The 22,261-nt window shown below is 60.6% G+C and carries 24 protein-coding genes and 1 pseudogene; 12 read left to right on the forward strand and 13 right to left on the reverse strand.

Annotated elements, in window-relative coordinates; genetic code table 11:
• Window positions 1-6: 6 nt before the first annotated feature.
• Window positions 7-417, forward strand: a complete 411-nt coding sequence (locus GXB81_RS03640; protein ID WP_167281585.1) for a hypothetical protein — start codon at window positions 7-9, stop codon at window positions 415-417.
• A gap of 61 nt (window positions 418-478) precedes the next feature.
• Here GXB81_RS03640 and GXB81_RS03645 read toward each other — a convergent pair whose 3' ends face one another.
• Both GXB81_RS03645 and GXB81_RS03650 read right to left on the reverse strand, forming a co-directional pair.
• Complete coding sequence (locus GXB81_RS03645; RefSeq protein WP_167046837.1) at window positions 479-709, reverse strand: hypothetical protein; 231 nt, start codon at window positions 707-709, stop codon at window positions 479-481.
• Between the two features lie 256 nt (window positions 710-965).
• Window positions 966-2,186 (reverse strand): Bcr/CflA family multidrug efflux MFS transporter, encoded by a 1,221-nt coding sequence (locus GXB81_RS03650; protein WP_205988395.1) that lies wholly within the window; start codon window positions 2,184-2,186, stop codon window positions 966-968.
• Window positions 2,187-2,511: 325 nt separating this feature from the next.
• Between GXB81_RS03650 and GXB81_RS31310 the strand changes: the two are divergent.
• From GXB81_RS31310 to GXB81_RS03670, 4 genes and pseudogenes are all read left to right on the forward strand, one after another.
• Window positions 2,512-3,024, forward strand: a pseudogene (locus GXB81_RS31310) (hypothetical protein); the annotation flags it as partial.
• Between the two features lie 541 nt (window positions 3,025-3,565).
• Complete coding sequence (gene hemL / locus GXB81_RS03660) at window positions 3,566-4,849, forward strand: glutamate-1-semialdehyde 2,1-aminomutase (protein WP_205988396.1); 1,284 nt, start codon at window positions 3,566-3,568, stop codon at window positions 4,847-4,849.
• Window positions 4,850-4,920: 71 nt separating this feature from the next.
• Window positions 4,921-6,072, forward strand: coding sequence for a bifunctional diaminohydroxyphosphoribosylaminopyrimidine deaminase/5-amino-6-(5-phosphoribosylamino)uracil reductase RibD (ribD, locus tag GXB81_RS03665; RefSeq protein WP_167046495.1), 1,152 nt, complete (start codon window positions 4,921-4,923; stop codon window positions 6,070-6,072).
• Between the two features lie 15 nt (window positions 6,073-6,087).
• Window positions 6,088-6,723, forward strand: a complete 636-nt coding sequence (locus GXB81_RS03670) for a riboflavin synthase (RefSeq protein WP_205988397.1) — start codon at window positions 6,088-6,090, stop codon at window positions 6,721-6,723.
• A gap of 469 nt (window positions 6,724-7,192) precedes the next feature.
• Here GXB81_RS03670 and GXB81_RS03675 read toward each other — a convergent pair whose 3' ends face one another.
• From GXB81_RS03675 to GXB81_RS03690, 4 genes are all read right to left on the reverse strand, one after another.
• Window positions 7,193-7,591, reverse strand: coding sequence for a hypothetical protein (locus GXB81_RS03675; protein WP_205988398.1), 399 nt, complete (start codon window positions 7,589-7,591; stop codon window positions 7,193-7,195).
• Window positions 7,592-7,764: 173 nt separating this feature from the next.
• Window positions 7,765-8,247 carry a hypothetical protein gene (locus GXB81_RS03680; protein ID WP_205988399.1) on the reverse strand — a complete coding sequence of 161 codons (483 nt, stop codon included), beginning with the start codon at window positions 8,245-8,247 and terminating at the stop codon, window positions 7,765-7,767.
• Window positions 8,248-8,645: 398 nt separating this feature from the next.
• Window positions 8,646-9,830 (reverse strand): MFS transporter, encoded by a 1,185-nt coding sequence (locus GXB81_RS03685; RefSeq protein ID WP_346777774.1) that lies wholly within the window; start codon window positions 9,828-9,830, stop codon window positions 8,646-8,648.
• Between the two features lie 124 nt (window positions 9,831-9,954).
• Window positions 9,955-10,428 carry a hypothetical protein gene (locus tag GXB81_RS03690; RefSeq protein WP_205988401.1) on the reverse strand — a complete coding sequence of 158 codons (474 nt, stop codon included), beginning with the start codon at window positions 10,426-10,428 and terminating at the stop codon, window positions 9,955-9,957.
• Window positions 10,429-10,586: 158 nt separating this feature from the next.
• Between GXB81_RS03690 and GXB81_RS03695 the strand changes: the two genes are divergently transcribed.
• The 5 genes from GXB81_RS03695 (at window position 10,587) to GXB81_RS03715 (ending at window position 14,129) form a co-directional block, all read left to right on the forward strand.
• Window positions 10,587-11,006 (forward strand): MarR family winged helix-turn-helix transcriptional regulator, encoded by a 420-nt coding sequence (locus tag GXB81_RS03695; protein ID WP_205988402.1) that lies wholly within the window; start codon window positions 10,587-10,589, stop codon window positions 11,004-11,006.
• 170 nt (window positions 11,007-11,176) lie between these two features.
• On the forward strand, window positions 11,177-11,386 hold the full coding sequence (locus tag GXB81_RS03700) for a hypothetical protein (protein WP_205988403.1): 210 nt from the start codon (window positions 11,177-11,179) through the stop codon (window positions 11,384-11,386).
• A 305-nt stretch (window positions 11,387-11,691) separates the two neighbouring features.
• Window positions 11,692-11,877 carry a hypothetical protein gene (locus tag GXB81_RS03705; protein WP_205988461.1) on the forward strand — a complete coding sequence of 62 codons (186 nt, stop codon included), beginning with the start codon at window positions 11,692-11,694 and terminating at the stop codon, window positions 11,875-11,877.
• A gap of 79 nt (window positions 11,878-11,956) precedes the next feature.
• A complete protein-coding gene (locus tag GXB81_RS03710) occupies window positions 11,957-13,891 on the forward strand; it encodes a chloride channel protein (RefSeq protein WP_205988404.1) in 1,935 nt (644 codons plus the stop codon).
• The gene (locus GXB81_RS03715; RefSeq protein ID WP_205988405.1) at window positions 13,875-14,129 is read left to right on the forward strand and encodes a hypothetical protein; all 255 of its coding nucleotides are present in this window, start codon (window positions 13,875-13,877) and stop codon (window positions 14,127-14,129) included. Before GXB81_RS03710 ends, GXB81_RS03715 begins: the two co-directional genes overlap by 17 nt.
• Window positions 14,130-14,148: 19 nt before the next feature.
• On the opposite strand, the gene pal is transcribed toward GXB81_RS03715, so the two are convergent.
• Window positions 14,149-14,637, reverse strand: a complete 489-nt coding sequence (gene pal / locus GXB81_RS03720; RefSeq protein WP_205988406.1) for a peptidoglycan-associated lipoprotein Pal — start codon at window positions 14,635-14,637, stop codon at window positions 14,149-14,151.
• A 396-nt stretch (window positions 14,638-15,033) separates the two neighbouring features.
• Between pal and GXB81_RS03725 the strand changes: the two genes are divergently transcribed.
• Both GXB81_RS03725 and GXB81_RS03730 read left to right on the forward strand, forming a co-directional pair.
• The gene (locus GXB81_RS03725; RefSeq protein WP_205988407.1) at window positions 15,034-16,365 is read left to right on the forward strand and encodes a chloride channel protein; all 1,332 of its coding nucleotides are present in this window, start codon (window positions 15,034-15,036) and stop codon (window positions 16,363-16,365) included.
• Between the two features lie 1,246 nt (window positions 16,366-17,611).
• Entirely contained in the window at window positions 17,612-18,196 is a 585-nt protein-coding gene (locus GXB81_RS03730) for a recombinase family protein (protein ID WP_205988408.1), read from the forward strand.
• An 11-nt stretch (window positions 18,197-18,207) separates the two neighbouring features.
• Here GXB81_RS03730 and GXB81_RS03735 read toward each other — a convergent pair whose 3' ends face one another.
• The 6 genes from GXB81_RS03735 to GXB81_RS03760 form a co-directional block, all read right to left on the reverse strand.
• Window positions 18,208-20,019 (reverse strand): sensor domain-containing diguanylate cyclase, encoded by a 1,812-nt coding sequence (locus GXB81_RS03735; RefSeq protein ID WP_205988409.1) that lies wholly within the window; start codon window positions 20,017-20,019, stop codon window positions 18,208-18,210.
• A gap of 338 nt (window positions 20,020-20,357) precedes the next feature.
• The gene (locus GXB81_RS03740) at window positions 20,358-20,534 is read right to left on the reverse strand and encodes a recombinase family protein (protein ID WP_205988410.1); all 177 of its coding nucleotides are present in this window, start codon (window positions 20,532-20,534) and stop codon (window positions 20,358-20,360) included.
• Window positions 20,531-20,659: a recombinase family protein gene (locus GXB81_RS03745; RefSeq protein WP_205988411.1), complete on the reverse strand. Its 129-nt coding sequence runs from the start codon at window positions 20,657-20,659 to the stop codon at window positions 20,531-20,533. Before GXB81_RS03745 ends, GXB81_RS03740 begins: the two co-directional genes overlap by 4 nt.
• Window positions 20,656-21,324, reverse strand: coding sequence for a hypothetical protein (locus GXB81_RS03750; RefSeq protein WP_205988412.1), 669 nt, complete (start codon window positions 21,322-21,324; stop codon window positions 20,656-20,658). Before GXB81_RS03750 ends, GXB81_RS03745 begins: the two co-directional genes overlap by 4 nt.
• A 5-nt stretch (window positions 21,325-21,329) precedes the next feature.
• The gene (locus GXB81_RS03755; RefSeq protein ID WP_205988413.1) at window positions 21,330-21,749 is read right to left on the reverse strand and encodes a hypothetical protein; all 420 of its coding nucleotides are present in this window, start codon (window positions 21,747-21,749) and stop codon (window positions 21,330-21,332) included.
• Window positions 21,750-22,088 (reverse strand): hypothetical protein, encoded by a 339-nt coding sequence (locus GXB81_RS03760; protein WP_241016225.1) that lies wholly within the window; start codon window positions 22,086-22,088, stop codon window positions 21,750-21,752.
• Window positions 22,089-22,261: the final 173 nt, after the last annotated feature.

Genomic DNA, 22,261 nt, shown 5'->3' on the forward strand with positions numbered 1-22,261 from the left:
ATTCAAATGAATCCAATCAAGGAAATCCTTGCTGCGAGAGGTCCAACGATGATCAGAATTTCCAGCATTCTGGATTATTCGAATGACCTGTCCCAGGTGTTGAAAAAATTCGGCTTGACCCCGGATAGAGCTGCGCTGGTAGCGCAGGATAGAGCCAACGCAATTGCTATCCTCACGCATCTTCTCTGGAAAGGACAGGCCTACGACTACGAATGCATGGACAGCAGGAAGGCAGCCGAACTAGCTGAAAGAATAATTTCCGAAAACGAATCTACTGATAGCAGATATTTTTCGAACAGGACATCGGCGCTGTCGAATTCATGGAACGGCCTGACAGATTCAACATTTGACTCAGGCATTGTCGTAAGTAGTGAAGATGGACAATATTTCTGCATCTGGCTTGAAGACGAGGATTGACTCGGCAAGGGAATGGCAAATACATCGCGCGAAGCCCCACTCCACTTAACCACCGCCCCCCTCACGCGCCAGCCATCTCCAGCTTCTCGCGCGCATCGGCGCAACGGCGATTCAGATCGCGATGCATCAACTGCCCTTCGAGCAGAGCCGATACATCCGTCAACCCGTAATCAAAGCGCAAGACGTATTCGATGTCGGTGTAATCATAATAAGCGCCGCTATCTGCCAGCCTTTGCGCTTCGGCGAATGCAGCGTGTTGCCGCTCGCCGTTCATCAGGTCTTTGATCGCCATGATTGCCGCTCCGAGGAACAGTGGCTTCATCATAGCAACGCAATCCGAAACTCACGGTGGCGCGCGCGCAACACCAGGTGTTTTCCGTAGATGCACATCATCGCGTCACACGCGACACCTCAACACAAGACAGGAGCGGCAACGCATACGGCACACCACGCCGACACCGCGCTCCGCCCACGGTGCATCCGCGCAATGGCGCCCGTACCAGCTTCGCAAAGCGCCCACGCAATAGTCAGCGTGCCCTCAGCCACGCTCACGCCGCCGCGACAGGCGCCTTCGGCCGATGCCAGCGAATCACGAGCATCCGTCCGACGTAACACAAGGTTCCGGCGACGCCGACCACGACCCCCATCCCCTGCGGCGAGCCGTCCTGCCACAAGCCGACCGCGATACTCGACAACGCGCCGAGCGCGAGCTGCACCGCGCCAAACACGGCCGCCGCCGCGCCCGCGTTGACGGGATAGCGATGCATCAGATCGGTCGTGCAATTGGCGGTCAACAGGCCCACCACGCCGACCACGAAGAACAGGCCGAATACGATCGACCACAAGCCGCCCAAACCGGTCAGCGAGACGATGCTGACGAACAGCGACGCGACGAAGCTCACGGTCGCCGCGAACGAAATGATCCGCACCGGGCCGAGCCGGCCGACCAGCCGCGTGTTCATGTAATTGCCGAACATGATGCCGGCGATGTTCAGCGCGAACAGAAAGCCGTAATGCTGCGCCGATACGTGGAAATACTCGATGTACACAAACGGCGTCGCCGTGATGTACGCGAACATCGACGCGAACGCCATGCCGCCGCACAGCATATGCCCCCACGCGACCGGATCGCGCAACAACGCGCCATACGCGCCGAACGACTTGAGCAGCGCCGACTGCGCGCGCTTCTCGCGCGGCCACGTCTCCGGCACCTTGAGGTAGGCGGTCACCGCGCACGCGCTGCCGAACAGCGTCAGCAGGACGAAGATCATGCGCCAGCCGCCGAGCAGCAACAACTGTCCGCCGATCAGCGGCGCGAGCAGCGGGCCGATCGACGTGACGATCGCGATCATCGACAGCACGCGCGCGGCGTCGGCCGGCTCGTGCGCGTCGCGCGCGATCGCCCGCGCGAGCACCGAGGCCGCGCCCGCGCCCAACGCCTGCACGAAGCGGAACGAGACCAGCGAGCCGATCGAGAACGACAGCGCGCACGCGATGCTCGCCAGCGCGAACATGGCGATGCCGCCGAGCAGCACCGGCCGGCGGCCATACGTGTCCGACAGCGGACCATAGAGCAGCATGCCGATCGAGAAGCCGGCCATGAAGCTCGTGAGCGTCGACTGCGCGGCGGCGGTGCTGACCGCGAAGGCCTGCGCGATGGTCGGCAGGCTCGGCAGATACATGTCGACGGAAAGCGGCCCGCATGCGGCCAGCGCACCGAGCAGCAGGATCAGCCGGCCATCGGGCCGGCGCTTGACGACGTAAGACATGGGGAAATCCGGATGGAGCCGCGCGGACATCGGCCGCGCGACGGGCAAAGCGGGGCCGTAACAGCCTGATGGCCCCGATTGTACGCGACGGTCGAACGATCACCGCCGCCCGCGCCTCGCCGCGTGAGCAATCGGCCACCATGGCCGCCGCACCGGCCCGGACGGCGGCGGCGGCCGTGGTAACGCTGCGCCGCAAGCGCCGCGCCGATCGGTTAAGCTGCCGCGTGCACGTCCTGCCGCATCACGAGACGCAGCCGCGAGCGCCGAGCCTCGCACGCGCGAAGCGCTGCGGCCCGACACCCATCCATCCTGTTTCGAGCTTGCGATGACCGCTTTCCTGCTGATCTGGAGCCCCAAGAAATGGCCGTGGCCCGAGCTGCCCGACATCGCGAAACGCGTCGCCGCCGGGGTCGCCGTGACCGATGTATGGGGCTGCGGCTTTGCACGCGGCATCCTGCCCGGGGATCGCGTGTTCCTGCATCGCGTCGCTCAGGAGCCGAAGGGCATTTTCGGCTCGGGCTACGTGACGCGCGCCCCCTACGAAGTGCCGGACGCGTCGACCAAACGCGGCTATCGCCTGTGCATCGACTTCGTCTACGACTGGCTCGTCGATGCGCACGAGGCGCCGGTGATTCCGCGCGAGCAGCTGCGCGTGCATCCGTTCTCGGTGCAAACATGGGACGCCCAGAGTTCGGGCACGATCATCAAGCCGATCGCCGAGGGCGCGCTTGAAAAGCGCTGGGCCGAGCTGACTGGCAAGCGCAAGCCGCCAAAGCTCGACATGCCGGTTGGGCGGACACGCTCGACGAAGGTCACGGCGCATGCAGCCGCAGCGCAAAAGGCGACGGCGAATGCCGCTGGCGGGAAATCCGCCGCGACGCGGACGAGCGGGAGCGCGAACAAGCGCGAAAGCGGGAGCGAAAGCACGGCACAGCCGGCCCGCGCCGGAACCCGCCACGCCCCGGCCGTCAAAACGCCTCGCGCCAAGGCCGTGCCACGCAAGACCGCGACAAAACGCGCAGCGGAAGATTGAACCCAGCCAGAACGAAAACCATCCGCCTCACCTCGCACAGTCCAACCCAGTCTCGCTCGCTCACGCGCCAGCGGCCAGCACCACGCCTCACCGAACCACAACGGAACGAAACGCCTAACCGGTACTCGAACGAGGCATCGAACCCGGCATCGAACGAAGCGCATCCGCCGAGGCCGATAAAAGCCCGCCGGCGCGCAACCGGCAAGCCCGTCTGCACAGCCCGTCCACGCCGACTCCGGTACAATTTCCCCACCTATCCCGGCATCGCGCGAATCGCCCGCGGGAATCACCCGCAGGCCCTCTGCGCCGCTGCGCAACCCCAATTCCAGCTATTCCAGCCATCGTCATGTCCAGAAACGAAACCCTCTTCGAACGCGCGCAACGCACCATTCCCGGCGGCGTGAACTCGCCGGTGCGCGCCTTCCGCTCGGTCGGCGGCACGCCGCGCTTCGTCGAGCGCGCGCAAGGCCCCTACTTCTGGGACGCCGACGGCCAGCGCTATACCGACTACATCGGCTCATGGGGGCCGATGATCCTCGGCCACGTGCATCCGGAAGTGCTCGAAGCGGTGCAGCGCGTGCTCGCGAACGGCTTCTCGTTCGGCGCGCCGACCGAATCGGAAATCGAGATCGCCGAGGCAATCTGCAAGCTCATGCCGTCGATCGAACAGGTGCGCATGGTGTCGAGCGGCACCGAGGCGACCATGAGCGCGCTGCGTCTCGCGCGCGGCTTCACGAACCGCAGCCGCATCGTCAAGTTCGAGGGCTGCTATCACGGCCACGCGGACAGCCTGCTCGTGAAGGCCGGCTCGGGTCTGCTGACCTTCGGCAACCCGACCTCGGCGGGCGTGCCGGTCGACATCGCGAAGCACACCACCGTGCTCGAATACAACAACGTCGCCGCGCTCGAAGAAGCGTTCAAGGCCTTCGGCAACGAGATCGCCTCGGTGATCGTCGAGCCGGTCGCCGGCAACATGAACCTCGTGCGCGCCACGCCCGAATTCCTGCAGACGCTGCGGCGCCTGTGCACCGAGCACGGCGCTGTACTGATTTTCGACGAAGTGATGTGCGGCTTCCGTGTCGCACTCGGCGGCGCGCAGCAGGTCTACGGCATTACGCCGGACCTCACCTGCCTCGGCAAGGTGATCGGCGGCGGCATGCCGGCGGCAGCGTTCGGCGGCCGGCGCGACATCATGGCGCATCTCGCGCCGCTCGGCGGCGTCTACCAGGCGGGCACGCTGTCGGGCAATCCGATCGCGGTCGCGGCCGGCCTGAAGACGCTGCAACTGATCCAGGCACCCGGTTTCTACGACACGCTCGCCGCGCGCACCACGCGTCTGACGCAAGGTCTCGCACAGGCGGCGCGCGAAGCAGGCGTGCCGTTCGCGGCCGATGCCATCGGCGGCATGTTCGGCCTCTACTTCCGCGAGTCGATCCCGGCGAGCTTCGCCGAAGTCACGCAAAGCGACGTGCCGCGCTTCAACGCGTTCTTCCACAAGATGCTCGACGCGGGCGTGTACTTCGCGCCGTCCGCGTATGAAGCGGGCTTCGTATCGAGCGCGCACGACGACGCGGTGATCGACGCGACGCTCGACGCCGCGCGCGGCGCGTTCGCGGCGCTGAAGGGTTGAAAAGCCCAATGCCTGAAGCAGCAACAGCCGCCACAACAGCAACACCCAGCCACCGTAGCCAACGGACACCGATGTTTTCGCAAACCGATTTCGTCCATATGGAACGCGCGCTCGCACTCGCGAAGCGCGGCATGTACACGACCGACCCGAACCCGCGCGTCGGCTGCGTGCTCGTCAGGAATGGCGAGGTGATCGGCGAAGGCTTCACGCAGCCGGCCGGCCAGGATCATGCGGAGGTGCGCGCGCTGAAGGACGCACGCTCGCGCGGTCATGATCTGCGCGGCGCGACCGCCTACGTGACGCTCGAACCGTGCAGCCACTTCGGCCGCACGCCGCCGTGCGCGAACGCACTGATCGAAGCGCAGATCGGCCGCGTCATCGCGGCGATGGAAGACCCGAACCCGCAGGTCTCCGGCCGCGGCCTCGCCATGCTGCGCGACGCCGGCATCGAGGTGCGCTGCGGACTGCTCGCCAACGAAGCGCAGGAGCTGAACATCGGCTTCGTGTCGCGCATGACGCGCGGCCGTCCGTGGGTGCGCATGAAAGTGGCGGCGTCGCTCGATGGCCGCACCGGCTTGCCGTCGGGCGAGAGCCAGTGGATCACGAGCGCGGCCGCGCGTGCCGACGGCCATGCATGGCGCGCGCGCGCCTCGGCCATCCTGACCGGCATCGGCACCGTGCGCGAGGACAATCCGCGCATGACGGTGCGCGCGGTCGATACGCCGCGCCAGCCGCACCGCGTGCTGATCGACAGCCAGCTCGATGTGCCGCCCGACGCGCAGATTCTCGCCGGCGCGCCGACGCTGATCTTCTGCGGCCATCTCGATCAGCGCCTCGCCGAACGCGCGAGCGTGCTGCGCGATCGCGGTGCCGAAATCGTGTCGCTGCCGAACGAGGCCGGCAAGGTCGATCTGCCTCGGCTGCTCAGCGTGCTCGGCGAGCGCAGCGTGAACGAGCTGCATGTCGAAGCGGGCTACAAGCTGAACGGCTCGCTGCTGCGCGAAGGCTGCGTCGACGAACTGCTCGTGTATCTCGCGCCGAGCCTGCTCGGCGTGGACTCGATGAGCATGTTCAACCTCGCCGCGCCCGACCTGCTCGAAAAGCGCGTCAAGCTGAACTTCCACACGATCGAGCGGATCGGCGACGATCTGCGGATTCTCGCGCGCTTCGCGGCGCATACCGTACCCGGGACCGATCACACGTCCCCTTCCGTTTCGAAATGATCAAGGACTAGCACGATGTTTACAGGAATCGTCGCGGCAGTGGGCCGCATCGAATCAGTCAAACCGCTCGGCACGGGCGGTGACGCGGGCGTGCGTCTGAACGTCGAAGCCGGCGGCCTCGACCTCACGGACGTGCAGCTCGGCGACAGCATCACGATTCAGGGCGCCTGCATGACGGTAGTCGCGATGACCGGCCACTCGTTCGAAGTGGACGTATCGCGCGAAAGCCTGAACCGCACGGTAGGGCTCGGCGCAACCGGCGAGGTCAATCTCGAGAAAGCGCTGCGCGCGCACGACCGGCTCGGTGGGCATATCGTTTCCGGCCACGTCGATGGGCTCGGCACGGTCACGCGTTTTGCGCCGGTCGGCGAATCGCATGAACTGCGCATTCTCGCGCCGCGCGAGATTGGACGTTACCTCGCGTATAAAGGCTCGATTACAGTCAATGGGGTGAGCCTCACCGTCAACTCGGTTGAAGATCGCGACGAGGGCTGCGAGTTTTCGATCAACCTGATTCCGCATACCGTGCAGGTGACTTCGCTCAAGCATCTGGGTGAAGGGGTGCGGGTGAATCTGGAGGTGGATCTGATTGCGCGGTATGTGGAGCGGATGCTCAGCGCGTCTCACGACGCATCTAAACCATTGAAATGACTCGGCTTTTTACTTGCAAACCGTCTATCACCGTCTCATCAAAACCAGCGAAGACTACGATTTGGTGACGGTATTTCTGACGGTATACGGCCGTTTTCTGTGGTTCGTATATCGTACTGATTCGCCAAGGAGCAGAAAGGTCCTTCATCGCTGACCAGGCGATAAAGGGCGACCAATTCCGCGAGGTCTTCCTGAACACCCGAGGCCACCAAGGAAAATGTCGGTCGCATTCGTCTGGATCGACAACGATTTGGAAACATACCTGTTTGAGATGGCCGCTTCGGTACGCCTCGGCATCGACACCTGGAACACCTTCCGCACCGACTGACCCGCGCCCAGACCCTGCACAGCACATGCCTTTCCGTATATGACGTGGCGCTTGATCTGTTCGTCCCGATGACCCTCACGCGATCGAAGCCCCGTCAGAAGACGAATTGTCCTCCGGTACATCAGTCAGATCACAGTCACGCTAAATATCGACGCGAAGCTGTGCGGCCACATCGCCCAACGCGCTGACGCCTGTGCTCCCCGCACCATACGAGGTACGATGCGAAGGAGTAAGTAAATACGGATAGGCGACGCTCGCTATATCCGGCTCGCGTATCGGCTCGCAATGCTGCACCTGCAGCTCGTCGATACTGGCGCGACGTGACCTCCGGAAGCGCCTTTCGGGCAGATTGCCTGCGTTGTGAAAATTCGCTGGTGCATCGCTCACAGACCCAGGCAAATTTCCCTGATCCAGATCGTCCTTGAGAGCAATCCCTGGTTCGCCGATCGTGGCGCCGAGGATAGCGACTACGATCAGCGCAAGGCGACTCAATGCGCCCGGAAGTCGTTGCCGATCAGATTTCTGTGAGAAATATCGCATTGTTACTCCTACAGCCTGCAAGCGGGAACGTCGTCAGTTTCGGCGCAGCAACACGCGCGCACTTCGTAAAGCGGAATCGACTCGCATTATCAACCACGGTCACTGCGCATGCTCCTGACTCACTTGCAGGGCAGGACAGTTGGCTAGAAGGCGCTTGCTCATCCGATCGCTGCTCAGGAAAGGGGCGATTTCTTCTGCGACAGGTGTGGCTGCCCGGGACGGCCACCGGAAACGGCCGCAGGCTCCCGCAGTCCCCGGTCGACTGTCGGTTGCACACAGTTGCCAATCCAGACGGGGTCGCTTGAATAGTGTGGCAGGTTCAGGCAATGGAACAGCCTCCCCGTCCTTTTATCCAACCCCAAAACCGATGTCTCATTCACGTTTCCAGCGGTCACAACTCCGCGAGCCAATATCAGGTCCGTGAGCTTGTCTTCAATGACCTGAAACTTCATGTCGAACGCTCGCATAGCTGGATGATGACAGGTCGACGCAACCGCTGTCGTTCCGGTGACGGTTATGGTGATATCGCTCGGTGACAAAGAGCGTGCGCTCATGGGCCCATACCCGCACACATAAGTCTCCAGCGCCATTGCTGCACGCGGTATGCAGTTCCACGCGATCAGCAAACCGACAAGAAGGACTTTAGGCATGATCATCCCCGGGATCATTGGGCGTTCTCGCTGTCGAAGCTGTCGCGATGCGATCACTGAGGGGGCCTGCATCGTGCATTGCCCTGTGCACGAATCCCGCAGGCCGGTGGCCCGGTACCGTTTCGGCACCACATTCTCCATATCGCCTCTGACAAGCCTGCAGCGCAGAGGAGTGATTCAACTGCGCCTGTTGCATCTCACACCATTTCGAATGGTTGCGCCAGACTGGCTTGCAAAGCAATAGGCATTGCCCCGGTGTCATAGCAACACGCGTGATTTGTACGACCACATGAAGGCGTCCCCTTGCCAACAGACGCACCCAACGGGGACAACTGCGCGTCCTGCCGCGGCATGCAAGGCCGACAGCAACCTTAACGCTGTTCCCACACATCGGTGATGGCCGCTCACCTGTGCGAAGGTACCTTCATACTGGCCGAGACCACCAGCCAGCAGAAGACAAGCCCTGAGCACGCGAAAAAGACCGTGCTCTGACCGCTCGACCTGAGTAGCCATCCACCAAGGATGCCGCCAAGCGCGAGGCCGATTGACTGGGTCGTGTTGTAGACACCGGTCGCCGCCCCCTTGCGACTACCTGGCGCCAGCTTCGATACAAGCGACGGCTGCGACGCCTCAAGGATGTTAAAGCCCAGGAAGTACACGAACAGGATGGCGACCAGGGCCGGGACCGGATGCGGCAAGGCGCCGAGCAGCAGTTGGGCGACCAGAACCAGCGCGACCGCAGAAAGCAGCACAGCCTTCATCCTGCCGTGCTTCTCGGCGGCAATGATCGCGGGCACCATCAACATGAAAGCGAGACCCATCACTGGTAGATAGATTTTCCAGTGCGACGCGACCGGCAGTCCGTCCGCCTCCAGGATACGCGGCACGACAAGAAAAAGAGCTGTCTGGGTAGCATGGAGCACAAGCACACCAAAATTCAGCCGCAGCAGTTCCGTGTTATGCAGAACCTCCGCGAAGGGCGCGCGCACGTGCACCGGCTTCGGCGCATCCGGCACGATCCAGAGCACGACACCAATCGCCAGCACAGAAAGCACGCCGACGAGCGCGAACAGACCGCTCATGCCAACCCAGTGGAACACGACGGGCGCGCCGATAATCGCGATGGCGAACGATATACCGATGCTGCCGCCGACCATCGCCATCGCCTTGGTGCGATGCCGCTCGCTGGTGAGATCGGCAAGGAACGCAAGCACGGCCGAAGACACAGCCCCCATACCCTGAATCACGCGGCCGACAATGATCCACGAAATGTCATGCGCGAATGCTGCCACAAAGCTGCCGATCGCGAAAATGGCGAGCCCGGTCGCGATCACAGGCTTGCGGCCTACCCGATCGGATATCCAGCCATAGAAAATGTATAGCAGGGACTGCGTGACGCCATAGACACCGAGCGCAATGCCAACGAGCAGGACGTCGCTACCGCCCGGGATGGTCTTCGCGTAGATGGAAAACACCGGCATGATCATGAACAGGCCAAGCATGCGCAGTGCGAATATCGCTGCGAGCGACACAGTTGCACGCATTTCGGGGGCACTCATGCGCGACGAGGTAACGGACGGATTGGACACGTGACAGGGGAATGACAGCCCGACTGAGAGTGAAGAAATGCAGGCGCCTGCGCCGTAGTGGATAGTGCATCCAGGCTTACGGACAGACGCTGCGTCCCGTGTCGATAATTCACACGCGAAGTGATCAGCCGATGGCGTCCTCACCAGTGTGAAAAATGGCACACCGTGACATTCTAGGCGAAGTCACCCGGCGAAGAGCGAAACGTGAAGAGATTACTGCGTCTTGCTGGAAGAATCCGGATCGTTGTGCGCTTCGCCCGGTCGGTTCTACGAGAAGGAGGTCTTGCGTATGTTCCCGCTTCCGCTGGCCGGCATGATCTTTTCCAGAAGCCAACTGAAAGTTGTTCCGTGCACGAGCGCCGAAAAGACCACAACGACATAGATAAGCCGGCGGAACCACAGGCCAATGGATATCGGCCAGTCCAGGCAGCACATATGTGCCGGCCTTCGGAATGGTGAGCACTTCAAGTCCGATTAGCAGAAAGAGAACGCTGTTCAGTATCTCGTCGACGACCTCCCGGAAGATACCTGCGTACTCCCAGGAATCGTGCGCTGCCTTGTCCTTTGTTCCCCGATTGCCGAGGAACAGGCCTGCCACGACCACCGCGATGGTGGCCGGACGTGTGGGTGAGAAGCATAACGTTCAGGTATCGGATGCATTCTCACGCGTCTGGTACGATGCTTCGCTGGCCCGCGCGCTCTGGTCGAGAAGCCCGGTGCGGCAGCGGCGTATATCGCCTTGAGCACTACCCGAGCATGAAAAAGAATCCCGAATCCGCCAGGTCGACCAGTGTCCCTCGCAAGGAGGACCTGGAGGCGATGTCGAATTTCCGCCACCAGTTGCGTCGATTCCTTCGATATTCCGAGGAAATCACTCACGCGGAAGGCGTCACGCCGCTCCAGTATCAGTTGTTGCTTCACGTGCATGGCTTTCCCGGACGTACGTGGGCGACCGTTGGCGAACTGGCGGAGCGGCTGCAGGCCGTACCAAATGGTACGGCGGCGCTTGTGTCGCGCTGCGAAGCTGCGGGCCTTGTGCTGCGCAGACCCGGCAAGGAAGACCGTCGGCAAGTCCAGGTCCATCTCACCGCCCGGGGAGAGCGCTGCATGCTCAAGCTGGCGGCATTGCATAAACCTGAGATCGAAGCGTTCGGCTGGGCCTTCGGCAACCGGTAGAACGCCTGCCGGCCTCGATGCGTCGCGGCTTTTCCCCGCCGGCACGGATAACGGCGGGATGCCCGGATGATGGCTGGCGGACGGCTGGCAACCCGGCGACACGATCCGGCTCAGAGTCGCGTCGCCCGGGCCCGGCAATCAATGACCGACATCACAAAAGGCACGGGACGATGACGTTCTTTCCGGCGCTGACCGTTCTGTTGGCTCTCACCGCACTGGGTGGTTACATCAACCATCGCCGAGACCATCTACCGCCGACAATCGCGCTCACGTTCTCACTCCTGACTGGAAGTGCTGAAGCCTGCTTTCAGGGGATCTCCGCCATTAACAAACCTGGACATAACAAAACCCGGCGCATCACAAAACGATGCGCGATCTGATGACGGAGCCGGGTTTCAGAAGTTCTCTGTCATGCCAGGAAGCATTCAGCCATGGCCTATGGAACCAGACGTTGATTAGAGCACAACGTGCCTGAAAGCCAATCGGTTGACAGAGGCGCCCGAAAGAGCCGTCTCGGTGAGCCCACGACCTGACGGGAATATGCAGGCTGGCCATGTGAGGCCAATCGAACTATAGTTTATGGCACAGAGTGACATGATTGCCGACCCCGGTTCCACCGTCCGCCGCAACCGGACAATAGTCATGAACATTTCACACTCCAGGGGTAGCGCACAAGGAGTTCGGCATGAGCACTTCCTCAGGCCTTACCCTCGAAGGGAAGCTTTGGCGCGATACCAGAATCGTTGGACTGTTGTTCGCCAGCACCACGAGCATGATCGGATCGGGCTGGGACATTTTGCTCGTGACGCTCTGGAGCCTCGTTGTGCTGTGGCTGGTAATGCGCTGTGCGCTCGACCGCGCAGACTACTGACATGATGACGCGCATGAATGGCACCAGTTGATGACTGGATGCCGACCGGAAATTGCGGCAATGGGAGGAGCGGTACGGGATGAGTCCAGCAAGGTCTGACAGTGATGAAAGAACGCGGGCATCGCCGGCTATCGTAACCGACGAGGTCAGGCCGCTCGACCTGTACCGGCTGAGCGCACTCGCATTGATGCTCGGGATCATCACCGGGCTTGGCGCGGTCGTCTTCCGCGCGTTGATCGGCGTAATCCACAACGCGGCATTCCTCGGGCACCTTTCACCGCTTTACGATGCCAGCCAGTTCACCCCGCCGGCACCTTGGGGCATCTGGGTGATCCTCGTCCCCGTCGCAGGCGGTCTCGTTGTCACGTGGCTCGTCAACCGCTTCGCGCCCGAGGCAAAAGGACATGGCGTACCTGAGGTGATGGACGCAATCTATTTCGGGCGAGGCGTGATCCGCCCGGTGGTTGCGGTAGTGAAGTCGCTTGCGTCCGCGATAGCGATCGGTACGGGCGCTGCAGTCGGACGCGAAGGTCCTATTATCCAGATCGGCTCGGCGATGGGCTCGACGCTGGGGCAGGTCATCCGGATGCCAGCCGGCCAGCGAATCATCCTCGTGGCCGCAGGCGCCGGGGCTGGCATTGCAGCGACGTTCAATACACCGATCGGGGGTGTGCTGTTCGCGACCGAACTGATGATGCCAGAGATCAGCGCGGGCACGTTCCTGCCGGTCGCGCTGTCGACGGGCACGGCCACCTTTGTGGGTCGCCTGTTCTTCGGTGGAGCGCCCGCATTTCTGGTTCCACTGCGCCTTGGTGCGCTCGACAACCATCCCGACAGCGCACTCACGCTCCTGCTGTATGCCGTACTGGGAATCGGGGCTGGAGTGGCGGCTGCACTGCTGATTCGCGGATTGCACTGGGCGGAAGACGCTTTTGACCGCATTCCGGGCCGCTTTGTGCGCCATGCGCTCGGAATGCTCGGCGTCGGCGTGATGATGTACGTCCTGATGCGATACGCCGGTCACTACTACGTGGAAGGAGTCGGTTATGCGACGATCCAGGCGACGCTGTATGGACAGGTGCAAGGCGGCCTGTTCCTGCTGATGCTTGCATTGTGCAAAACCTTTGCCACCTCGGTCAGCCTCGGCTCCGGTTCATCCGGCGGTATCTTCTCACCATCGCTGTTCATCGGTGCAACGCTTGGAGCGTCGCTCGCCTCGGCGTTCCATCTGCTCGTGCCCTATGTGTCCGTGAGCGCAGCGGCATTTGCCATCGTTGGCATGGGCGCCGTCGTGGCCGGAGGCACGGGCGCGGCGATGACTGCGGTCGCGATGATCTTTGAAATGACGCGAGACTACGACATCGTGTTACCGATGATCCTCGCGGTCGCATTCAGCATCGGCACCCGGCGTCTGCTTTCGCGCGAGACGATCTACACATTGAAGCTCGTGCGTCGTGGTCATGCTATTCCCTATGCGCTGCATGCCAACATGTTCCTCGTGCAGAGTGCGGCAAAGATCATGGAAACAGACGTGCTGATGCTGGATGCGGACACGCCGTTTCGCGACCTGCTCGACCGGATGGGCAACGCGGCGTTCCGGCACGTCGTCGTGACAAGGGAGGGCAGGTTATTCGGCGTGCTACGCATCAATACTGGTCTGCGCCGTGCGGTCAGCCATGACAACCCGGAGGTCACGATTGGTCAGCTCGCGCATCGCAACTTCATCGTTGTAGACCAGTCGGACGCGGCTTTTGACGTGATCGGCCTGCTGCGGCAGCGTCGCGCCCTGATGGCGGTAGTCGTTGCCGATTCAGGCGACGCCGGATTGCTCGACGTGACTGGCGTCATTGCGAAGGAACATATCGCAGACGCCGTTGCCGGCAGCATCGACATTTTCCAGATCCACTCTCGCAGGAAGGCATTCACGATGGCGCCATCGATCCGCAGCCGTGGCGGTTCGTATACTGCGTGTAGCCGTGCGATTGAGGAGACCGACAGTGAGGCTGAAAACTGAATGGCATGTGCTGCGCGAGCGGATCAAGGCAGTTGCGCATCTTCTCGAACTCGAAGAGGTCCGGAACGCCGCTGCCGGAGGCGAAGGCGTGGATGCGCGCCAGTGGGTAATCGTCTACCGCACGGCGCAGGGTTTCTGTTGCATGTACCGCAGTAAGCCAGTTGAATTCGACGAGATGCTGGATGTGCAGATCTGGTCGGAAGAGGAAGATGTGCGAACATGGTTCATCGGCCTGTGAGCCTGTCCGCATGCGTGGATCATCGGTACACCAGGTCAGCCCAGCGGTTCTGTGCCCACGACGCCTCGTCATGTCCTAAGGCCAGCGGCTTTTCCTTTCCGAGGCTGACGGCCTCGAGTTGCGACTCGGGCACCCCGAGCGTTTCCAGTTCGCGCATGACGGCCTGCGAGCGGCGCTCGCCCAGCGCGAGATTGTATTCGTCGGTACCGCGCTCATCGGTGTTGCCCTGTATCAGCACGTGCTGCGACGGGTGGTGGCGCAGATAGTCCGCATGTGCCTGAAGGAGCGACTGGTAGTTGTCCTTTACTGTGTAGCTGTCGAAATCGAAATAGATGCTGCGTTTCGCAAGCGGACTATTGGGATTGTTCAGTTCGTCCACAGTGGATGGACCGGTATTGAGTGCCTGCGCGTTCGCAGTCTGGCTAGTCGAGGATGTGGTCATCGGTGTCTTTGTGCCCGAATGACAACCTGCGAGCAATCCCAGCGTCACCAACACCAGGGCCGACATGCATTTTCTCATTTTCGCTTCCCGAGAGAGAGGGACGCTGGTAGCAACGCCTTCTGTCCGATACTGGACGCTCACAGTCTATAAAGCGTTCGCACGTTGCGCCTCCGTATTTTCCCGCGCTGTGCAACGCACACTCGTCCTCCTCGGCACACGAAGGCACTCTGAAAGGATTTGTACCTTGCGCCCGAAGTGGCGTTCCATGGTGGAGCAACTGAGCCCAATTATATGTCACAATGTGCCTATATGCATTTGCTGCCCGGCGGCAATGAAGCGATGTTACGTCGTGGTGTCGCCTGCTCTCCAGAAACGTCCGGTCGCCTTCATTGAGCAGCAGAAGGTGCACCCCTTTGCCCAGCATGACGTCTGGGCTTTTTTCTTCTCAACAGACCGCATCCGATGTCGAACCTGTCTGCCATTTTCATTCGCTTCCTCGACAAGAGAACGGTGCAGCGCGCACGGCGCCTGTGGCTTCACTACGGCGTTTTCTGGCTTGGTGCGATCGTCACCGGTCTCGTTGCGGTGCTTTACGCGCAGCTCATCGATGCAGGTTATGACATATTCCGGCGCGTCACCGCGGCCCACTGGTGGCTGCCTTTGCTGGCGACACCGTTGATTGGTGCCGCCGGTGCGTGGATCACGAGGCGATTTTTCCCGGGCTCCGAAGGCAGTGGCATTCCACAGGTGATGGCCACCCTGCGCGATCGCGGCGGCGGCCTTGCGCCGAAACTTCTGAGCATCAGGATTCTGGTCGGCAAGATCGCCGTATCGTTCCTTTCCATTCTTGGCGGATTCACGATCGGCCGCGAGGGACCGACGATTCACGTCGGCGCAGGGCTGATGTTCAATCTGCGGCACTTCTATCCCGCGCGCTTTCGGGCGATCCGGGGCATTGAGCTCGAACGGAAGCTGGCGCTCGCTGGCGCGGCCGCGGGCTTGTCTGCCGCGTTCAACGCTCCGCTTGCCGGGGTCGTGTTCGCCATCGAGGAACTGACCCGCAGCTTTGAGGCCCGAACTAGTGGCGTGACCATCACGGCGATCATTTTTGCCGGGGTCGTGTCGCTTGGACTGCAGGGCAACTACACCTATTTTGGCGCGATCGATATCGGTAGCCACCTTCCAGACCTGCTGGCCGTGGCCGTACTGATGATCGGCGTGATCTCTGGTGTTGCAGGCGGAATCTTCTGCTGGCTGCTGCTCAACACGCGCCGGTGGATGCCGTCCGCGCTGAGCACGTGGCGAGGTCGCCAACCCGTTGTGTTCGGCGCGCTTTGCGGACTGATCATCGCAGTCATCGGTGTCGCGTCGCACGGCCACACGTTCGGCAGTGGTTACGCGGAAGCGCGCGCAATGCTGGAAGCGCACGGAGAGGTCAGTGCGATATATCCGCTGCTGAAAATGGCGTCGATGGTTGGGTCATACCTGCCCGGTGCGCCGGGTGGCCTGTTCGCACCGTCACTTGCGATCGGCGCTGGCATTGGCAATACGCTGCATCTCGCGTTAGGTCAGATGGAGCTGCCGATGCTGATCGCGCTCGGCATGGTGGGTTACCTTGCCGCTGTTACGCAAAGTCCGATTACTGCATTCGTTATCGTGATCGAGATGATCAACGGACACGAACTGGTCCTTTCGCTGATGGCGACAGCGCTGATCGCGAGCCAGGTGTCCAGACTTTTTGCACCGCCGCTGTACGAGGCGCTATCGGAACGCTACGACGCCACAGCAGCCTGACCCCAGGTCTCAGGCGGATGCGCCGACCTCCGGACTCAGGGTTCTGAACGTAAGGAGGGATATAAAGGACTTTTACCTTCAGATGAGTGCGCCCGGCAGGGCGCACAAGAAAAGAGGGCCAGCAGATGGCTGCCGGCCCGAAAGATTCCAGGCAATCCGAGGGCCTACTTTGCGCCTAAGAACCTGAGATGATCATAGCATGCCATATTTTCCCTAAGGAAGGCTTAAGTGCAATAAAAAATAGCCAAGGCGCGCACGATGCACCCAAAAAGCCATGAACGATCGTAAAACAGGGCATCGCAGGCGCATCTCGTCATCAGAGAAATCCACGAGAAGAATGAAGCTGTAATAGTGTTGAATGAGCATGTAATCGTCGATCAGGATCGGTGTGAGTTTGTATGCAAGATGTTTTATGAAGTATCTTTTTCATATGGAATGCAAACGAAATCCTGTCGTGATAAAGAAAACGATTACCTATCAAATAGGCATGCTTCAACGACGAATTCTCTCGACGATTCTGTTGCGCAACGACTGTCGTCAATGTAAATTATCGGCGCATCATCCGGCTGATGTTATGTTCCATTAGCAATCCAAATTCCATGATGATTGTTCATCGCTCAGCAACGTCGGCTGAGTGTCGAACAAGAGGCATGTAAATGTCTGAGAATATGGCTGAACTAAAGTAGAAGTCCGTCAAAGCAAAGCTGAGCGAGTTCCGTTTTTCGACAACGACCTCGTCGCGACAGGGGTTTTCCGGGTATCAGAGGGACTTGATCGGTGTAGCTAAAAAAGTCGCTTCAGCGACGACAGGCTGGTCAGAGGGAGTTTTTTCATCGTGCCGGGATAGAGGCGTCCTTGGGAGGGCATTCAGCTTGCCCTTTGGCGATGAAGTCGCCGCCGGGGCATGCGCGGTGTCTGCTGTACGAACGTTTCATTGAATCTGCTGTTGTGCCGGTTTGGTTGTTTGGGCGGCGCTGCAATACGTGTGGCACATGCGGAGTGACGTCCCTTTGTATTGCACTACGTGCATTGAGTGCTTCTCGTCATATGTCTGAAATCCGATGTGTGTCGTATGCAGCATCGGCAAAGGCGAGCGCCGTCCTGAACGATCTTTCGTGTACGACTGTAGTCACGGGCGTCGGCTGCTGGCCGGCAAACCCAGGTGTCAAGCAAATACGAAAAAAGTACTTGTGCGCCGATGGCCGTTCATGCCGTCGCGCACATGGACCACGGGCCAGTAGAGATCATGAAAATCGGGTATGCGAGGGTATCAACGGATGAGCAATGCGTGGATTTGCAGATTGCCGCACTGGAAGCGGTCCGCTGTGACTGCATCTTCAAGGACGAGGGCATTTCAGGCACCCGCTTTTCCAGACCCGGGCTGGATAGCGCACTGAAAACCTTGAAGAAAGGCGACACGCTCGTGGTATGGCGGCTGGACCGCCTCGGGCGTTCGCTGTCGAAGCTCGTCGAGCTCGTCGACGAACTCGGCAGGCAAGGTGTGCAATTCGCATCGTTGACCGAATCCATCGACACGTCATCGTCGGGGGGGACGCTGCTGTTTCACATCATGGCCGCATTGGCGCAGTTCGAGCGCACGCTGATCGGCGAGCGCACGCGTGCCGGCATGCATGCGGCACGGGCACGCGGCAAGCATGTCGGGCGCAAGCGTACATTGACCGAGGAACAATGTGTCGAGGCGCTGGAACTGCTGTGCTCGAATCCGACCGCACACGTCGCCGAGCGTTTCAACATCCATCCGAGGACGCTGCAGCGCAGCCTGCGCAGAATGAGCGACACGCTGTCGGAGGCAGGCGAAGCGGGGTTCTGAGTCGAGTCATATTATTCGTGATAGATCTCGATCCGGTTACGCCCCCATTCTTTCGCGAGATAAAGCGCCTTGTCTGCACGCGCAAGAGCCTGGTAAGCACCCACATCCGTCACTCGCATATTGTCGATGCCGATGCTGACGGCGATAGCGACGCGATTGTCGCCGTCAATCAGTGGGGTCTCCGTGGCGCGCCTTTGTACACGCTGCCCGAACGCAACCGCTGCCTCAATATCCGTGCTGGGCAGTACAACCGCGAACTCTTCGCCGCCGAGCCGCCCTACAATGTCGGCCGGCCGCACCTCCAGACATAGCAGTTTAGCAAAGTGAATGAGCGCGAGGTCGCCAAGCGCGTGTCCCCAACGATCGTTGATCGCCTTGAAATGATCGAGGTCGAACATCAGGACTGCTGCATCCTGGCTTTCCCTACGCTGGACCCGGACAAGCTCCGCTTCGCTTTGATTCATGAAGTGGCGGCGGTTAGGGAGTTGTGTCAGATGATCGATCGTTGCCAGTTCGTGTAGCTCCGCCTCAATGCGTTTGCGTTCGGTCAAATCCATAATAAATCCATGCCACAGCGTGCTGCCGTCAGGCAGCCGACGCGGCCGAGCATCGCCCTGCCGCCATTGCAGGCCTTGCCGAGGCAGTCTTACACGATATTCCAGGTGCCATGGCGTCAATTTTGTGGCCGACTCGAGCAACGATTGCCGATACATGGCGAGATCGCGCGGGTCGATCCGCGCTTCAACTGGGTGAGAACTGTGCGCGACCTGTTCCGGCATCAGCTCATAAATATCTCGAATACCATCGCTTGCATATGAAAAGAAACCGCGCCCGTCGAGCGATTCCTCATATTGAAAAACAAGACCCGGAACCTGATCGGTCAGATTCGTGATCAGGCCAACACTCTTCTGCAATTGTGTGGCTATTTCGCGTGCAGCGGTAATGTCTGTGGTCGTACCGACCATGCGTCGAGCCCGCCCATCGAGATCACGGCTGACTACCTTGCCGCGGCTACAGATCCACTTGTAGGTACCGTCCTTGCATCGAATGCGGTGCTCGACTGAATAGCTATCTGTCCTGCTTTCAAAGTGCGCCTGCATCGTCGCTTTCACATGCTCGAGATCATCGGGATGCAGACGCAGATACGCATCCTCAACCTGGTTGCTAAGCTCGTGCGGCTCGTAGCCAAGTATCGCCTTCCATGCGGATGAATAATGAATCTCGCCAGTGACGACATTGCGGTCCCAGATACCAGTTCCACTTCCTGTCATCGCTAGCGTAGCCAGTTCCTGAGCCGCCTCCAGTTCGGCTATGCGATTGCACAACGCGGTCTCCTCCTGGGCTCGGACAAGCGCCTGCGCAGCCAGCACCGCCAGGTCGCGTAAAAAGGCGCGTCCGAGTTCGTCGAGAGTCAGAAATACGTCATCGAGCAGGTACAGAGCGCCCAGATAGTTTCCACTGGCGTCGCCGAGCGCGCAGGCGGCGAGAAAGCGTGGCAATCTCACCGGGACGCCCTGCCAGTCGATGCAAAACCTCTGGTCGGTAAGTGTGTCCAGGACGACGATAGTGTCAAGCCCGGTTCCCATTTGAAGGCTCGAAGCGAACAGGTCGGGCGGAAGCGCATCGGGCAACGTACCGTCGGCTGCCAATAGACACTGCCCCTGAGAATCGGACAATGTGATCAGCACGGTAGCAACGCGAAAGTGTGCCCGCGCGAGGCGAGCAAGTACGTCACATGCCGGGCTTGCCATCAGCGGCGGCATGTTGCAGGCGGAGCGTCTATGGGATGCAACCGTGTCGCAGTTGGAATCGATTGTCAGCATACGAAACTGTCATTCCGTGATGATCATGGACAAACACAGCCGTTCAATTCATGACTGCGCGGTAAGGCAGGTTGAGGTATGGAATCGCCTTTGCCGTCTGTAGCGCACGAGAAGGCCGCCAGATCGGCTTTTCGCTACGCCGATTGTGACAAAAAATAATGGCGAGTGCCAATTGCATGCCCCTGCATCGGCTTTACGCGGTCACCCCCTTTGTGGGTCGTTAGTTGTCCATTGCCGAGCAATATCTACGAACCGTCGTGCGATCAATCCCGAAGTTACGGACGAGCTGACTCCGGTTCTCACCAGCGTCGAAACGTTGCCTTAACTCGGCCTGCTGTTCAGCCGTGATTGGGTTTGCGTCCCTGATACTTACCGCCTTCAAGGCGCGCTCGGGCGATCCCCTCCCGTTGCCGTGCCTGACGGGTACCATTTTCGAACTCGGCGAACGCCGCAAACATCGTCAGCGCCAGCTTGCCCGCCAGCGTGCCGGTATTGAACTGCTGCTGAAGGATCACAAGCCGCTCGTCGCCGCGTCGGCGAACTCTTTTTCAACCCTGTAACCGGCCGCGGCGATAGCCTGCCGCTGGTTTTCAACCGTCTGCGCGGCAGTGGATACCCTCAAATATACGATGACGTTCATACGCTGCCTTCCCGTGAGGTAGTTTCCGAAGCGCTCACGAAAATAGAGAAACAGATGCACTGGTCTCGGCTTAGGACGTGCTTTCCGGGATACAGTGCGGTTGCCATGAATCCAGTACGCCCGCTGCAATCTGCGATCAGCCCGGTCGCCTTCCGGAGGTCCCTTGCGAACCATCGCTGGAAGTAGTCGAAAACCTCTGCCCGCCATAGTGCAAACCGGTTGGGATAGACGACCACATACTCCGGCATAACCAGATCGCAGACATATCCGCCTGACAGCCAACGCGGGGCCGAGTCGAATTCGACAAGCCAGTCCCGATACTGATCGACCGACACAGAAACGCCGATGCTCGCGACCGAAACAAAGAACGACAGTACTGAGTTCAGGTTGCCAAAGCGCACTTCCATGCTGGTACGGGTGCGCCTGACTACCGTGATCGCGCCGAGCATTCCGGCGTGCCGATTCGCCCACGCGAAGAAAGTCCGGCGACACTCAACGTACAGCACCTGCTCTCGGCGAGCCTCGGAAACCTTGCCCTCGAAACGGGAATGCTTGACGTGCTTTCGCAGGCAGCGCGTCGATGACTTCGTGTGGCAGGCTCGCTTTGCCCGGTATCGACGCATCATCAGCCGCTCAAGAAGCCGAGCCTTCAGGGATTGCGTCACGGGCCTCATGTCTCATGTGCTCCGGGCAGCGATTGATCGGTGCGGCCTGAACAGTCAGGCACATAATCCGCCGTGTAGCGCCGGCATTCGACCGATAGGACGTGGACGTGCAACAGCATTTCGCCGAGTTCGACAAGCAGCCGGCCTAGCGCCGCCGCGTGCGTAGCGCTGACTTCGCCGCCTTCGATCTGCCGCACCGTACTGGCCTGGAGCAGTCCGATTGCCGAAAACCCGCCATGCACGATCTGCAACGCGAGCTCGGCGGATTCCGCAAAACCCACCAGCAGATCAGGATCGGCTTCGGCGTAATCGGGCTCACCGGATGCCGTAACGGGCAAGGACGGCAGTTGACATAGCAGGTCGCGTAGTGGTCGCCGGATCAGGTTCATGGAGGCCGCAGCAGGCGATACCGGGAACGGTGCCATTCAGTACTCCTCCGGGAACAACATCGTCGTCACGCTACGGTCTGCTTCGGTAATCACCCATACGCGCTTCCCAGCAATGTCGTAACTCGACAGGATACGCGCGCCGTGCTGGACTGCGAGGCAGTTCGCTCGCGCGTCCTCGGCTGGCACCATGCCCCAGTCACCGCACGCATGGCGCTTGAGATAAGGATCGGCGGCGATACCGTGGTGTTCGAGATGGGTCAGTACGCCACGCGTCGCGACGATCTGCCCGAGCCGGAAAAGCGGCCGAGCCGGCTGAAGCGAGCACAAGCTCCCCAATTGGCTAGGAGTACGTGAGGATGAGCAGTTGCCAGACATGAAATGCTCCATTGGTGAAAAGAAATGCACTCGCCGCCGGAAAACACCTACGCCGTAAACGACACGAGGCCGAAGTGCGTTTGCACTTCGGCCTCGATACGAGCGTGATCGGCAGCGGGAAAAGATGGCGCCGTTACGCGCCGACTACTGCGACAGCAAACTGATAACTACCC

This window comes from Paraburkholderia sp. Ac-20336 (genome assembly GCF_017105025.1).
GTDB lineage: Bacteria > Pseudomonadota > Gammaproteobacteria > Burkholderiales > Burkholderiaceae > Paraburkholderia.